Origin of the sequence: Polynucleobacter sp. 71A-WALBACH, assembly GCF_018882365.1 — a bacterium.
Taxonomy (GTDB): domain Bacteria; phylum Pseudomonadota; class Gammaproteobacteria; order Burkholderiales; family Burkholderiaceae; genus Polynucleobacter.
Window position 1 is genome coordinate 737911 of the sequence record NZ_JACVOP010000001.1, and the last position, 13163, is coordinate 751073.

The 13163-nt window shown below is 46.6% G+C and carries 18 protein-coding genes and 1 pseudogene; 8 read left to right on the forward strand and 11 right to left on the reverse strand.

The window, feature by feature from the left end; genetic code table 11:
- The first annotated feature begins 111 nt into the window (after positions 1-111).
- The 6 genes from ICN42_RS03830 (at position 112) to ICN42_RS03855 (ending at position 3731) form a co-directional block, all read left to right on the forward strand.
- Entirely contained in the window at positions 112-450 is a 339-nt protein-coding gene (locus ICN42_RS03830; protein ID WP_216251097.1) for a type II secretion system protein, read from the forward strand.
- A complete protein-coding gene (locus ICN42_RS03835; RefSeq protein ID WP_216251100.1) occupies positions 428-1006 on the forward strand; it encodes a hypothetical protein in 579 nt (192 codons plus the stop codon). Before ICN42_RS03830 ends, ICN42_RS03835 begins: the two co-directional genes overlap by 23 nt.
- The gene (locus ICN42_RS03840; RefSeq protein ID WP_216251101.1) at positions 1003-1332 is read left to right on the forward strand and encodes a hypothetical protein; all 330 of its coding nucleotides are present in this window, start codon (positions 1003-1005) and stop codon (positions 1330-1332) included. The genes ICN42_RS03835 and ICN42_RS03840 overlap by 4 nt, the downstream gene beginning before the upstream one ends.
- Entirely contained in the window at positions 1325-1873 is a 549-nt protein-coding gene (locus ICN42_RS03845; RefSeq protein ID WP_255539228.1) for a GspH/FimT family pseudopilin, read from the forward strand. The genes ICN42_RS03840 and ICN42_RS03845 overlap by 8 nt, the downstream gene beginning before the upstream one ends.
- 47 nt (positions 1874-1920) lie before the next feature.
- Positions 1921-3036, forward strand: a complete 1116-nt coding sequence (gene ribD, locus ICN42_RS03850; RefSeq protein ID WP_216251104.1) for a bifunctional diaminohydroxyphosphoribosylaminopyrimidine deaminase/5-amino-6-(5-phosphoribosylamino)uracil reductase RibD — start codon at positions 1921-1923, stop codon at positions 3034-3036.
- Between the two features lie 77 nt (positions 3037-3113).
- Positions 3114-3731 (forward strand): riboflavin synthase, encoded by a 618-nt coding sequence (locus ICN42_RS03855; protein WP_216251107.1) that lies wholly within the window; start codon positions 3114-3116, stop codon positions 3729-3731.
- Here ICN42_RS03855 and ICN42_RS03860 read toward each other — a convergent pair.
- The 9 genes and pseudogenes from ICN42_RS03860 to tolQ form a co-directional block, all read right to left on the reverse strand.
- Positions 3732-3959: pseudogene (locus ICN42_RS03860) on the reverse strand (type II toxin-antitoxin system RelE/ParE family toxin); the annotation flags it as partial.
- 49 nt (positions 3960-4008) lie between these two features.
- On the reverse strand, positions 4009-4263 hold the full coding sequence (locus ICN42_RS03865; RefSeq protein ID WP_216251109.1) for a type II toxin-antitoxin system prevent-host-death family antitoxin: 255 nt from the start codon (positions 4261-4263) through the stop codon (positions 4009-4011).
- A gap of 88 nt (positions 4264-4351) precedes the next feature.
- The gene (queC, locus tag ICN42_RS03870) at positions 4352-5092 is read right to left on the reverse strand and encodes a 7-cyano-7-deazaguanine synthase QueC (protein ID WP_216251111.1); all 741 of its coding nucleotides are present in this window, start codon (positions 5090-5092) and stop codon (positions 4352-4354) included.
- A gap of 18 nt (positions 5093-5110) precedes the next feature.
- Positions 5111-5842 carry a tol-pal system protein YbgF gene (gene ybgF / locus ICN42_RS03875; RefSeq protein ID WP_216251113.1) on the reverse strand — a complete coding sequence of 244 codons (732 nt, stop codon included), beginning with the start codon at positions 5840-5842 and terminating at the stop codon, positions 5111-5113.
- On the reverse strand, positions 5842-6339 hold the full coding sequence (gene pal / locus ICN42_RS03880; RefSeq protein WP_216251119.1) for a peptidoglycan-associated lipoprotein Pal: 498 nt from the start codon (positions 6337-6339) through the stop codon (positions 5842-5844). Before pal ends, ybgF begins: the two co-directional genes overlap by 1 nt.
- 107 nt (positions 6340-6446) lie before the next feature.
- Positions 6447-7688, reverse strand: coding sequence for a Tol-Pal system beta propeller repeat protein TolB (gene tolB, locus ICN42_RS03885; RefSeq protein WP_255539294.1), 1242 nt, complete (start codon positions 7686-7688; stop codon positions 6447-6449).
- A gap of 84 nt (positions 7689-7772) precedes the next feature.
- Positions 7773-8588 carry a cell envelope integrity protein TolA gene (locus ICN42_RS03890; protein ID WP_216251121.1) on the reverse strand — a complete coding sequence of 272 codons (816 nt, stop codon included), beginning with the start codon at positions 8586-8588 and terminating at the stop codon, positions 7773-7775.
- Positions 8589-8606: 18 nt separating this feature from the next.
- Positions 8607-9026, reverse strand: a complete 420-nt coding sequence (locus ICN42_RS03895) for an ExbD/TolR family protein (RefSeq protein ID WP_216251124.1) — start codon at positions 9024-9026, stop codon at positions 8607-8609.
- Between the two features lie 2 nt (positions 9027-9028).
- Positions 9029-9685 carry a protein TolQ gene (tolQ, locus tag ICN42_RS03900; RefSeq protein ID WP_216251125.1) on the reverse strand — a complete coding sequence of 219 codons (657 nt, stop codon included), beginning with the start codon at positions 9683-9685 and terminating at the stop codon, positions 9029-9031.
- Positions 9686-9761: 76 nt separating this feature from the next.
- On the opposite strand from tolQ, the gene glyA reads away from it, so the two are divergent.
- Both glyA and nrdR read left to right on the forward strand, forming a co-directional pair.
- Positions 9762-11006: a serine hydroxymethyltransferase gene (gene glyA, locus ICN42_RS03905; protein WP_216251126.1), complete on the forward strand. Its 1245-nt coding sequence runs from the start codon at positions 9762-9764 to the stop codon at positions 11004-11006.
- A gap of 26 nt (positions 11007-11032) precedes the next feature.
- Positions 11033-11479, forward strand: coding sequence for a transcriptional regulator NrdR (nrdR, locus tag ICN42_RS03910; RefSeq protein WP_216251127.1), 447 nt, complete (start codon positions 11033-11035; stop codon positions 11477-11479).
- Positions 11480-11482: 3 nt separating this feature from the next.
- Here the strand turns inward: nrdR and ICN42_RS03915 are convergent, their stop codons facing one another.
- Together ICN42_RS03915 and adk are read right to left on the reverse strand one after the other, a co-directional pair.
- Positions 11483-12451 (reverse strand): GDP-mannose 4,6-dehydratase, encoded by a 969-nt coding sequence (locus ICN42_RS03915; protein WP_216251128.1) that lies wholly within the window; start codon positions 12449-12451, stop codon positions 11483-11485.
- 4 nt (positions 12452-12455) lie between these two features.
- Positions 12456-13121, reverse strand: a complete 666-nt coding sequence (gene adk / locus ICN42_RS03920) for an adenylate kinase (protein WP_216251129.1) — start codon at positions 13119-13121, stop codon at positions 12456-12458.
- Positions 13122-13163 lie beyond the last annotated feature (42 nt).

The window sequence follows — 13163 nt, forward strand, 5'->3', positions numbered from 1 at the left end:
TTAGGGCTGCAAGCGTAGATCTCCTGAAATATTCCTCAATATCCACCGTTTCTGACAATGAGGATCTATTAATGGTATTTTTTTGGCGCTCTGAACCCGAGAAAATCCTGTATGCCTAAATTATCACCAAGATCCATCGCATTGAGCCCTTTGGGTGGCTGCTCTCATGGATTTATCTTGTTAGAGGTCTTGGTAGCTATGGGCTTGGTTGCGGGTAGTTGGGTTGCTTTGGGCAATACCTACCAATTTTTGATTTTACGTTTAGGTCAATTACAAGAGCAGCGCTCCCAAATCAAACAAGCGCTAGACCAACATGAAATCGCCATATTTAGCGTCGCCCAATCGAACAATACAAACCCAAGCCCAAGAAAGTTAGTAAATGAGTCTATTGGAGTGCCTCGTCGGTCTCGCGCTATCCCTGATTCTGGTGGCACCTCTGATAAAAAATAGTGGCGAGTTTGTCGCTAGACAAATTCAGTATGAGAAAACGCAATCGATTGCCGCCGAAGCAGATCGCGCTCTGGAGTTAATTGGTCGCGCCATTCGGATGGCTGGTTATCAGAATGCTAAATCATCACTCCCATCTACAAGAAAAAATACTTCTTCAACTGCTGACATTCAGCTTCAAAAAAATAATGGCTATCGAGGATCGGATTCATTGATGATTCAACATGGGCTTTCTGATGGTGTGGATTTAGATTGCATTGGTAATACCTTGTCAGAAGATCGCACTAAAAATAGTTTTGCCCACCAAGGTTTTTTAGTAGATCGTCAGGCATCTGCGCCCAAAGGCGTGCGTGTCAATGGTGGATCCTTAATCTGCCAATCTTTGGATCGTCAAGGACGACTGCAAAATACGACGCTAATGAATGGAGTTCATCGATTGGCGATTGAGGAGTTACCTGCTAACTCGATCCGAGCCTTTAAGCTTAGGCTAGAGATGACCGATGGCACCTCTATTCATAAGACATTTGAGCGTACATTCGCTACGCGTAACCTCTTGTGATTATTGCTTGGATCTTATCGCTATTACTACTGCTCTCCACACTGATCATTCAATTGGAGCGCTTAGCTGCGCTTGAAGTCATTAGCACCAATACTTATATTGAGTCGCAGAAACAATTTATCGCCGCTGAAAAAGCAATCCTTGAATGCGAGCGCAATCTTTCTCATCTATCAAGTCTTGACAATGCCTCTTGCCATATTCAGTCTGCTGGTAAGCATCTTTGGCTGATATCGAGCAAGGAGAAACCCAGAATAGAAGTGCTGGTATTTTTAGATGAGCAAACGCACAAAGTCAGTCGTTTAAATTGGCGACAGAACTTTGAATAAAAATGAGCTAGGTAGTAGTCTGCTTGAGCTGATGGCAGTCGTGCTGATTATTGCCATTATGGCGACATCAGCAATGCCCCTATTGCATGAGCAAATGGCTGCACGAGAAATCGACATCATCGCGAGACGCTTTATTGCGCATGCTCAATTTGCCAGAGCCCAAGCCCTGACGCTAGGAACTCCCGTCCGCATTACCCCGCTGGCCGATCAGCTCTGGGATGAAGGTTGGGTGATTAAAAGTGGCTGCATTGAGCGCAAATCAAAGACCCCCTGTATTGAGCGTCTGTGGTTTTCTCAGGGCGATATTGCTCCGGTGTATTTCAAGGGTGGGGGTAAGCAGTTTATTGACCCCCATTCTTCTAAACGAGGCATTATTTTTAATGCGGCTGGGGCAGCCAAAACAGCCCAAGGTGGGTTTGTGGCTAACCGCTTGATCTTGGGTCATGAGCGAGACTCTCGCCTCGAGAGGCAGCTGATATTGGGTAGTGGGGGTCGCTGGCGGATTTGCGATCCAGCTAAAGACGCCAAAGTCTGTAGGTAGCGTGGGTAAATTTGCCCCATCTGTCCGCAATCGGTTTTAATAGACCCATGTACAGCGCTGTTGACCACCAATTTATGAGCGAAGCTTTGGCTGAGGCTCAAAACGCCCTTTATTTATCCAATCCTAATCCTCGAGTTGGTTGCGTGATTGTTAAGGATGCTGTGGTCATTGGCCGTGGGTACACCCAAAAAGTCGGCGGTCCTCATGCAGAGGTGCAAGCCTTGGCGGATGCAAAGGCCAATGGTTTCGATCCTGTTGGCTCAACGATCTATGTGACCTTGGAGCCTTGCAATCACACCGGCAGAACACCACCATGCGTTGATGCCTTAATTGCCGCTAGGCCTGACATGGTAATTGTGGCAATGTCGGATCCAAACCCGCTGGTGGGTGGCAAAGGGCTTGAACGTTTAAAGGCATCCGGCATTAATGTGCGCTGTGGTCTATTGGAATCTGAGGCTAAGGCGTTAAACCCCGGTTTTATTTCTAGAATGACTCGAGGCCTTCCTTGGGTCCGGATGAAGATTGCTGCCAGCTTAGATGGCAAGACTGCGCTTCCTAATGGGCAAAGTCAGTGGATTACTGGACCACTTGCAAGGGCGGATGGTCATCATTGGCGTGCTCAAGCGTGCGCTATTTTGACGGGCGTGGGGACAGTCAAAGAAGATGATCCAACACTGAATGTTCGAGATGTCCAAACAGAACGTCAGCCCTGGAAAATTATTGTGGATTCAAGGCTAGAGACACCCCTGAATGCTAATGTACTAAGCAAGCCTGAAGCATCGGGCGTCATCCTTGTTTGCGCTTCATTGGATTCTTCAGAGAGTCAAGAAAAGGCAAAAGCATTCGAGGCGATCGGTATTGAAGTGATTGCGATGGCCAATGCCTATGGCAAAGTCGATTTACCCAAGCTTTTTGTGTATCTGGCAAAAGAGCGCCACATGAATGAAATCCATGTCGAGGCGGGATTTAAACTCAATGGCTCCCTACTCAGAGAAGATTGCGTTGATGAATTGTTGTTGTATTACGCACCCTTCTTTATGGGGGGTGGTATCGGTATGGCTAACATCTCCCCATTGACAGCCTTGGACCAAGGACGGGATTGGAAAATCATGGATCAAAACTTGTTCGGTTCCGATCTTCGTGTGCGTCTTGCCAAGCAATAAGTCGTCCAACATTCCATATTCAACACATCCCCAGCACATCCCCAACACAACCAATAATTCCCATTTAGAATCCCACTATGTTTACTGGAATCATCACTGCCGTAGGGCAAATTAAAAGCGCGCAAGCTAAAGGCGATGGACTGCACTTGGTAGTCGAGGTGCCTGAGGGATATCTTGAAGATGTTGCCTTGGGTGACAGTATTGCGATTCAAGGCGCATGTATGACAGCTACTGAATTGACTAAAAATACTTTTGCATTAGATATTTCACGTGAGTCTTTAAATAAGACGATTGGCCTAGATAAAGTGGGGCCCGTCAATCTTGAAAAAGCGCTACGTTTAAATGATCGCTTGGGTGGTCACTTGGTGAGCGGACATGTTGATGGTGTTGGCAAGGTGGCGCACTTTGCCGCTGTCGCACAAGATGCTTATGGATCTTGGCTTTTGCAAATTGAAGCCCCCAAGGCATTGGCATCGTTCTTAGCTTACAAGGGATCGATTGTCGTCAACGGCGTTTCTTTGACGGTGAATAAAACCGAAGACACTACAAATGCTTGCATGGTGGATATCAACATCATTCCCCACACTCTCCAAAACACGACTTTAGGAAGCCTGAAGCAAGGAGATGCGGTTAATCTAGAGGTAGATTTAATTGCGCGTTATGTTGCGCGGATGATGGAAACTCAACCTAAATAACTATTTTCTTTTGCCAGCCTCTTTATAAACAGCTGACTGATTTCGCTTACCAATTGCGATAATCAGAACGACAAGTTTATGGTCTATGACTTCATAAACTAGCCTATAGCCAAGTGCCGCCAGTTTTATCTTGTAAAAATTGTCCAGGTCACCATGTAACTTGGCAGAAGCAATTCTAGGATTTTGAATTCGCTTCTCAAGCTGTTTTTTAAACTGGCTCCGAACTGAGTTATCTAATTTTTACCACTCTTTTAAAGCAAGTACATTGAACTCAAGACTATAGGTTTTCAAGTTTTACTTTCACGGTTTTCCCGCCGCTACGCGCTTTTATGGTTTTGATGAGAGATAGTTCATCCACTAAGTCAAGAAGCGCTTCATATGCTTTTGCCGACAATAAATAGGCTTCAGGTTTGTTGTGATTTAGTACGGCGACGGGTAGGTCGCCGGCAATCTCTAAAATCTTGCTTGGATTGCGCCTAAGGTCAGTCATACTGACTGTAGTTTTGGCATGAATGGTTTGCGTGATTGTCATAATAAAATACCCATAATTTGGTGCATTATTATGTGTTTTTTATAAAAAGTCAAACCCTTTGCTTGACAGGGAAACAAGCTGTTTTGGCTTAGCTTTTGCGGTAGCGTGTAGGATCGCTTAAGTTAGCTTGCTTAAAGCCTATCTGCCTCAAGCGGCAAGACTCGCACTCTCCGCAGGCTTCGCCGAGATCATTTGCTTGATAGCAAGACACGGTTTGCGAGTAGTCCACACCTAAGGTGGTGCCCAGTTGAATAATCTCCGCTTTGCTCATGCTGATGATAGGCGCATGAACCCGAAAGCGATTCTCATTGTTTAGCGCTTCTACTCCAGCCTTAGTGGCAAGGTTAGCCATGGTCTCGAATGAGGCAACATATTCAGGTCGACAATCGGGGTAGCCTGAGTAGTCGACAGCATTGGCACCATAAAAAATATCTAAGCCACCCAAGGACTCTGCCCAGCCTAAAGCAAGCGATAGCAAAATCGTATTGCGTGCTGGCACGTAAGTAACGGGAATCTCTTGATCTTTGCCTGGCGTGATGGGTATGTCAATAGAAGAGTCGGTCAGGGCTGAGCCGCCGAAACGCGTGAGATCTAAATTCACCACTTCATGACGAATCACACCCATCTTCTTGGCAATATGCTTTGCGGCAGCCAATTCTGAAGAATGACGCTGTCCATAGCTAACGGAAAGTACGTAGGGTGCGTAGCCGAGATCTTTTGCAAGCGCCAGAATCGTGCTTGAATCCAAGCCACCAGAAAATAAAATTACAGCTGGCGCATTTGGTTTGCGTGGAGCTATATTCTGAAAGGCAGCAGACAAGGTTGACATAGTGAAGACGCTTTTTACTTACTTGGTTGCGGCGATGAGTTGCTGCGCGTCTTTTGCCGCTTCTGTATCAGGATATTTGCTGACGATCTCGCTAAACGTTTTTTTGGCAGCTACCTTATTGCCACTTTCCAATTGCGCATTACCTAAAGTCAACATGGCAGACGGAATGCGGGGGTGAGTTGGATAGCGCTTGATTAAGCTTTGAAGTTGGGCAATAGCACCTGCGTAATCTTTATTGGCATATTTACTATTGCCACTCCAAAAGAGTGCCAACGGCACATAGGGGCTCTTAGGATAGCGATTCACAAAGGCGGAGAAGCCTTCATCTGCTTTCTTGAGATTGCCCGATTGGAAGGCCTTTAGAGCTTCATCGTAGGCTTTCTTTTCACCGGGTTGCATGGTGCCAGTGATGCCTTCAATAGTTGCTGTACGTGGCTCAAAATTACCTAGGCGGGTATCAAGATCTTGATAGTAAGTCTTCTGACTTGTGCTGATATCTTCACCTTGCTTTTCAAGGTTTTCAATCTTGCCTCGCAGCTCCGCATTATCGGCTTTGAGTTTTTCAATTTGGTTCTGTAAATCCATTTGCGTGGTTGCAAGTGACTTACGCAATTCCAATATCGCCTTGCGGGCATCGTCATCTGCAAATAGCGCCCATGCATTGCTAGACATGCTTAAGCAAAGAGCGGCGGCGCTTAAACAAAACGCTCGTGAGAGCGTTTGTTTAAAAGAGTGTTGAATGTTACGCATTAGTTAGTAATGTAAACAATATCAGCGCGGCGATTTTCTGCCCAGGCTGCTTCATTATCACCTTCAGCTTTTGGCTTTTCTTTACCAAAGCTTACGGCTTCCATTTGGTCGTCAGAAACGCCCATTAAGTTCAGTGACTTACGGACAGCGTCTGAACGGCGTTGACCCAAAGCCAAGTTGTACTCTGCAGTACCACGCTCATCGGTATTGCCTTGAATAATGATCTTTTGCTTCGGATTGGCTTTTAAGAAGCTAGCGTGCGCAGACAATTGTTTTTGATATTTAGTCTGAACAGTGTATTCATTGAAATCAAAATACACGCTACGTTGGAAGAGCGGGCTGCTCGGATCATTCCATGGCTGTGAGCCAAAGTTACCGCTGCCACCATTGGCACCATCAACATCATCCAATTTGACGCTTGAGCAAGCGGCCAAAAATAATGCTGTTACACCAAAGAGGGTGAGGGTTGCGGCACGGCGTGCGATAGAAATCTTCATGATCTGTCCTTTTTCCTACAAACTGAGTAACTAAATAAGCTAATAGCCAATATTATGCCCCTAAGAGTCCAATATTGGCTATCTAGCCCTGAAGTGAGTGCTGGAACTTAGTCCATAAATGGACCCCAGGATGGCTGACGTACATCAGATCCCGGAATACTTAATACTTGCTTGGAGTTGCCATCTACCGAGACCGCCGCTAAGACCCGTTTGCCGCCGACTTTGGTGGAATACAAGACATAGCGACCATTGGCTGCAAAGGATGGGGATTCATCGCTGGTGCCGTCAGTCAATGCCTGAGAGTCGCCTGTAGCCAGGTTCAGTATGTAAAGTCGGAAAGCGCCGCCAACGTTGGCGATATAAGCCAAATATTTACCATCTGGTGAAATGCGGGGCGATGTTACAAAACCCTGTTTGTAGGTAATGCGCTTAGCGCCTTCAGCCTGTTCGCCTTCTGCACTCATGCGGTAGATCTGGGGATTGCCGCCACGATCGCTTGTGAAGTAGATGTAGCGACCATCAGCGGAATATTGCGGCTCGGTATCAATAGTGTAGCCACGGGTAAGGCGATGCAAGCCTGTCCCATCAGCATTGATGCCGTAGATCTGAGTATTGCCATCTTTTGAAAGGGAGATCGCTAGTTTTTTGCCATCTGGCGACCAAGCTGGTGCGCTGTTATTACCCTTTTGATTGGAGAGGGAAATGCGACGACCAGTAGCAAGCTCGTGAACATAAATTACAGGCTTGCGATCTTCAAAAGAAACGTAGGCCACTTTCTTGCCATCGGGAGACCATGACGGAGAGATGATTGGTTCGCTACTGTTCATAGCATTGCGAATGTTTTGACCATCCGCATCAGAGATCACTAGGCGATAGCGCTTACCCTCTTTAATGACATAAGAAAGGCGGGTTGAAAAGATGCCGCGCTCACCCAGCAGTTTGAAGATGATGTCATCGGCAATTTTGTGAGCGGCAGCGCGCAAATTATCTGCGCTGGAATTGAGATTGAGTCCACCCAAGCTAAGAGATTTACGCACATCAAAGAGTTTGTAATGAATCTCAAACTGACCTGCACCAGTTTGCACAACACTACCGACAACCAAAGCATCTGCACCGCGAGCGGCCCAAGATTTGTAGTTAGGTGTGCCTTCATCGCTTTCGCTAGCGTTACCATTTTCAGTATTTTTAAAGTAACCACTGCGAGCCAAGTCTTGGCGAATAATGTCAGTGATACTGGTTGGTAATTTGTTTTCATCTTTAAAGCGCATCACGGCGATGGGGTAGAGAGACTGTCCTACGCCAGTGATTTCAATATTCATTTGCGCTAAAGCGGGGGTAGTCAAACCCATGACCGACATCAATACTGCAAACGCCGTAACAGCGAATGAAAAAATGTGTTTCTGGGCAATACGCTTAGCAACTTGCAACATGCTTTAGTCCTTGGGTTTAAAGGTCAGCTTAACTTCTCTTTGAGGAATTTTGCCATTGTCGTCTTTCGGCAGACTTTCTGCGCGAGAGAGGGCGAGTAATACTGCGCGATCCCAGCCCGCATTACCGCTAGAGGTCAAAATACTAGTTTCTAGAATAGCGCCGTCAGGTGCTAGATTGACTTTAATGACTGCGGCTGGGTTGCCGCTGACTGATTCCGGGTTAAAGACAATCAAAGGCTTCACTTTCTTAATCACTTTGTCTGTCCAGCCGGGAGGGGCATTGCCACCACCGCCAACACCACTGCCACTAGTGCCACCACTGCCACCTTCCGCGCCAGCAGCTGCACGCAGACGCGCCAATTGATCAGCGCGAACTTTTTCGGCAGCCGCATTGGCTTTAGTGTCTGCTGGAGTAGCCGCTTTGGGCGCTTCTACTTTTTTGGCCGGCTCCGTCTTTTTAGGCTTCTCTTTTTCTTTTTCCTTAGGCGGGATGGGTTTTACCGGCTTAGGTGTTTCTTTTACTTCTTTTTTAGGAGGCTCTTTCTCGACCTGCTTTTTCTTGATCGCGATATCGGCAGCTTCTTCCTTCATTTCTGTTTTTACTTCTGGTACCACAGGCGCCTCTACTTGCGGGCTCGCATCCCATAGTTCTACCTCGACTCCAGAAGGCGTAGAGTTATTCCAGTTAATGCCGATGACTAAGAATGCAACTAAACCTAAGTGCGCAGCCAGCGAAAAACTAAAAGCACGTTTAGTACTTTCGTTTTTAGTAAGACGTCCTCGCGAGAAGCCTGAGTGAAAAGTTTGCGCGCTATTCATGTATCAATACAAAGAGAGTTATTGGCTCTTGACGGCTAAGCCGACACGCTTCACACCATTCTCTTTGAGCTTTGACATCACTTCCATTACTACTTCATATTTAATGGATTTATCCGCAGCAAGAACGACTGGTTGCTCGGCAGACTTCTCTGCTTGTGAGCGAGCAAATGCACCGAGTTCAAATTTATTCAACGTTTGAACGGGATCACCATCTTTACGAACGATGACATTCTCATTGGCATCAATGGTTAAGAAGACAGGTGGCAAAGATTGCACTTTCGCACCGCCTACCGTTGGTAAATTGACGACGCCAGGATTGACCATGGGCGCTGTCACCATAAAGATGACTAGGAGCACCAACATCACGTCGATGTAAGGCACTACATTAATGTCAGCCATTGCCCGACGCTTCGAGGACTTTCTAAAAGATCCGGCCATGCTTATTTGCCTGAGGCTTGACGTTGCAAGATGTTAGTGAACTCTTCAATGAAAGTTTCAAAACGAATCGCCAGGCGATCCACATCGGTGGCTGCGCGGTTGTAGGCAACCACTGCAGGAATCGCGGCAAATAGGCCAATAGCGGTTGCGATCAGTGCCTCGGCAATACCTGGGGCTACTGCAGACAAGGTGGCATTTTGGACGTTAGCAAGACCGCGGAAGGAGTGCATGATGCCCCAAACGGTGCCAAAGAGGCCGATATAAGGTGACACTGAGCCTACGGAAGCTAAGAACGGTAGATTGGCCTCTAACATGTCCATTTCGCGCTGGTAGGTGGCTTTCATGGCGCGGCGGGCGGCGTCGATTTCACGAACTTTCATGAACTCTTGCATGCCAGCCTCAAAGATGTGCTCTAAAACCGCATCGCTACGGGTATTACGCTGGGCAGCATCTAAAAGGGTATTCAGGTCCCCGCCGGACCAAAAGTCACGCTCAAAACGCTCGGTATCCTGTCTTACGCCCCGTAAAATGGCAGTTTTCTTAAAAATAATGGTCCAAGAAGCCACGGACATGCCCATTAATAACAACATTACTAACTGGACTAATAGGCTGGCATTAAGGACTAGGGAGAGGAATGAGAGGTCTTGTGTAGGTGTCATGGTGGATTTTGTATGATGTAGGTTGATTTTACTAAGTTAATTCACTCAGCAATCCAACTTCTTCAGGATTATTACTATGTTTGACCGCCAAAACACTTTAGCCAAAACTGACCCAGAATTGTGGGCAGCCATTCAGAATGAGAATAAGCGTCAGGAAGACCATATTGAACTCATTGCCTCTGAGAACTACACCTCACCAGCAGTCATGCAGGCGCAGGGCTCACAGTTAACCAATAAGTATGCTGAAGGCTATCCAGGCAAGCGTTACTACGGTGGTTGTGAATTTGTGGATGTGGCCGAGCAATTGGCGATTGAGCGTGTGAAAGCCTTGTTTGGTGCTGAAGCGGCTAACGTGCAGCCCCATTGCGGCGCATCTGCTAACCAAGCAGTCTTTTTAGCGTTCTTGAAGCCAGGCGACACATTCATGGGCATGAGCTTGGCTGAAGGTGGTCACTTGACCCACGGTATGGCTTTGAACATGAGCGGCAAGTGGTTTAACCCAATTGCTTATGGCTTGGATAAAAACGAAGAAATCGATTACGAGCAAATGGAGCGTTTGGCTCGTGAGCACAAACCCAAATTAATTATTGCTGGTGCCTCTGCTTATTCTAAAAAGATTGATTTCGAGCGTATCGGTAAATTAGCTAAAGAAGTGGGCGCGATTTTCATGGTGGATATGGCTCACTATGCAGGCTTAATAGCTGCTGGTGTGTATCCAAACCCAGTACCGCATGCGGATATTGTGACCTCTACTACTCACAAGAGTTTACGTGGCCCCCGTGGTGGCATCATCTTGATGAAAGCTGAGCATGAGAAGGCTATCAATTCTGCGGTATTCCCAGGTTTGCAGGGCGGTCCATTAATGCATGTGATCGCCGGTAAGGCCGCTGCATTTAAAGAGGCTCAAGAACCAGGCTTTATAGATTATCAAAAGCAAGTCGTTGCCAATGCCAAAGCCTTGGCTGAGACCTTGATTGAGCGTGGTCTACGTATTGTTTCTGGCGGCACAGATTCTCATGTGATGTTAGTGGACTTACGCGCTAAGAAGATGACCGGTAAAGAAGCTGAACGCGTATTGGGTGAAGCGCACATTACTTGTAACAAGAATGGCATTCCGAACGATCCAGAAAAACCAATGGTCACTAGCGGTATTCGTTTAGGTTCCCCTGCAATGACAACCCGTGGCTTTAAAGAAGCCGAAGCAAGACAGGTTGGCAATTTTATTGCGGATGTTTTGGACAACCCAACCGATGCTGACAATATCGCCAAGGTTCGCGCTCAAGTTGCTGAATTGACAAAGCGTTTCCCGGTATACGGTTAAGCACTAGAGTCTGAAGAAAGCACTGATTGCGCTGCCCCTTTTGCCATAACGACGATACCCAGGTTTTAGATACCCGGGTATCGGACGAGGGCGATACCATTCGCCGTCGTCGCCGTTGTTCAAAATGCGACAAACGATTTACGACCTACGAGCGTGTAGAGCTGGTGCTACCAGCGATTGTGAAGAAGAATGGTAGCCGCGTTGATTACAGTCATGACAAGTTAGCAAGCTCAATCAAACTCGCATTACGTAAGCGCCCAGTTTCTTCTGACTCGGTTGATGAGTCTATCGGCCGTATTGAAGAAAAATTACTCAGCCTAGGCGAAAAAGAAATCCCTAGCGAACGCGTAGGCGAGTTGGTAATGCGCGAGCTTAAGCGTCTTGATAAAGTAGCCTACATCCGCTTTGCGTCTGTCTACAGAAGCTTTGCGGACATTGAGTCTTTTGAGAGTGCACTTAAAGAGCTAAAGTGAAACTTAGTTCAGATATTTTTTTGTCTGTGCTTCACACATCATTTGAATAACACCATCGATATCGGTCGGGTGTTTCCAGTTTAGAATTTTGATTGCTTTAGTTGGATCGCCAATACTGAAAAGAATTTCATTGGGCCTAAAAAAGCTCGGTTCAATTTCCACGTGGGCTTGCCAGTCTAAATCAAAATATTCAAAAGCCTTGGCGGCAAAATATTTCAATGACACCATTCGACCGGTGGCGATCACAAAGTCCTCAGGCTTATCTTGCTGCATCATCAACCACATGGCTTCTACATACTCCGGCGCCCAGCCCCAGTCGCGAGAGATATCTAGATTTCCGAGTTGAAGAGTCTTGAGTTGCCCAGCTTTAATTTTTGCAGCCCCGGCTATAATTTTTTGAGTTACAAAGCGCTCTGGACGCAATGGTGATTCGTGATTAAATAAGATTCCAGTGCAGGCATATAAACCATAAGATTCACGATAGCTATTTACTAACCACTTGGCGGTAGATTTAGCTACCGCATATGGGCTACGCGGTGCAAATGGGGTATTTTCATTTGCGGGGATGTCGCCCGTATCGCCAAAGCATTCGCTCGACCCCGCATTATAAAAACGTACGGGTTTATTTAATAAGCGAATAACCTCCAGAATATTTAAGGTGCCTATGGCAATGCTCTCGATAGCCTCTACCGGCTGGTCAAACGAGAGGCCAACCGAAGTTTGTCCAGCTAGATTGTAGATTTCATCGGGATTGAAAACCTGGATTGCATTGAAAACGCTTCGGAAGTCGTTGATCGAAACTGAAATCAGTTTTACTTTATCTCGAATACCTAGGGTACTAAGGTTGTTAAACGAAGAGGCCATCACATCACGTGATGACCCTATAACCTCATAATCTTTCTCTAGTAAATGCTTGGCAAGGTAGGCACCATCTTGCCCGGTAACGCCAATAATTAATGCTTTTTTTTTCACTAACTTACTTTAAGACCGAAAAAATAGAAGCAGTAATGTCATCAACGCTACCCGTGCCGCTGACCTTGCGATAGGCAGGAGCCTTTACTTTGTCAGCCGCATTGCTTTGCGTTGCCCAAGTGGAGTAGTACTCAACTAAGGGACGAGTCTGATCGTTATATACCTGTAAGCGCTTGCGAACAGTTTCTTCTTTGTCGTCATCACGCTGAATCAAGGCTTCACCCGTGACATCATCTTTGCCTTCAACTTTAGGTGGGTTGAAAGTAACGTGATATGTCCGGCCTGAAGCGGGGTGAACGCGGCGACCACTCATGCGATCAATGATGGCATCAAACGGTACGTCGATTTCTAGAACGTAATCGATAGGTACGCCAGCATCTTTCATCGCTTGCGCCTGAGGAATGGTTCTTGGAAAACCATCGAACAAATAACCCTTGCTGCAATCAGGTTGGGTTAAGCGATCTTTTACCAAGCCAATGATGATCTCGTCAGAGACAAGACCACCTGCATCCATAATCTTTTTAGCGGCAATGCCGAGTTCAGTTCCAGCCTTAACAGCAGCGCGTAACATATCGCCGGTTGAGATTTGTGGAATGGCAAATTTTTCGCAAATGAACTGAGCTTGTGTTCCTTTGCCAGCCCCTGGTGCACCGAGCAGAATTAACCGCATTGTTTTCCCCTTAGAAGATTCTTATTGTCCCGTATTTTTTCG

Coding starts and splice junctions, on each gene's coding strand:
- ICN42_RS03830 (WP_216251097.1), top strand. CDS start 112: ATGCCTAAATTATCACCAAGATCCATCGCATTGAGCCCTTTGGGTGGC.
- ribD (WP_216251104.1), top strand. CDS start 1,921: ATGTACAGCGCTGTTGACCACCAATTTATGAGCGAAGCTTTGGCTGAG.
- ICN42_RS03855 (WP_216251107.1), top strand. CDS start 3,114: ATGTTTACTGGAATCATCACTGCCGTAGGGCAAATTAAAAGCGCGCAA.
- ICN42_RS03865 (WP_216251109.1), bottom strand. CDS start 4,263: ATGACAATCACGCAAACCATTCATGCCAAAACTACAGTCAGTATGACT.
- queC (WP_216251111.1), bottom strand. CDS start 5,092: ATGTCAACCTTGTCTGCTGCCTTTCAGAATATAGCTCCACGCAAACCA.
- ybgF (WP_216251113.1), bottom strand. CDS start 5,842: ATGCGTAACATTCAACACTCTTTTAAACAAACGCTCTCACGAGCGTTT.
- pal (WP_216251119.1), bottom strand. CDS start 6,339: ATGAAGATTTCTATCGCACGCCGTGCCGCAACCCTCACCCTCTTTGGT.
- tolB (WP_255539294.1), bottom strand. CDS start 7,688: ATGGGTTTGACTACCCCCGCTTTAGCGCAAATGAATATTGAAATCACT.
- ICN42_RS03890 (WP_216251121.1), bottom strand. CDS start 8,588: ATGAATAGCGCGCAAACTTTTCACTCAGGCTTCTCGCGAGGACGTCTT.
- ICN42_RS03895 (WP_216251124.1), bottom strand. CDS start 9,026: ATGGCCGGATCTTTTAGAAAGTCCTCGAAGCGTCGGGCAATGGCTGAC.
- tolQ (WP_216251125.1), bottom strand. CDS start 9,685: ATGACACCTACACAAGACCTCTCATTCCTCTCCCTAGTCCTTAATGCC.
- glyA (WP_216251126.1), top strand. CDS start 9,762: ATGTTTGACCGCCAAAACACTTTAGCCAAAACTGACCCAGAATTGTGG.
- adk (WP_216251129.1), bottom strand. CDS start 13,121: ATGCGGTTAATTCTGCTCGGTGCACCAGGGGCTGGCAAAGGAACACAA.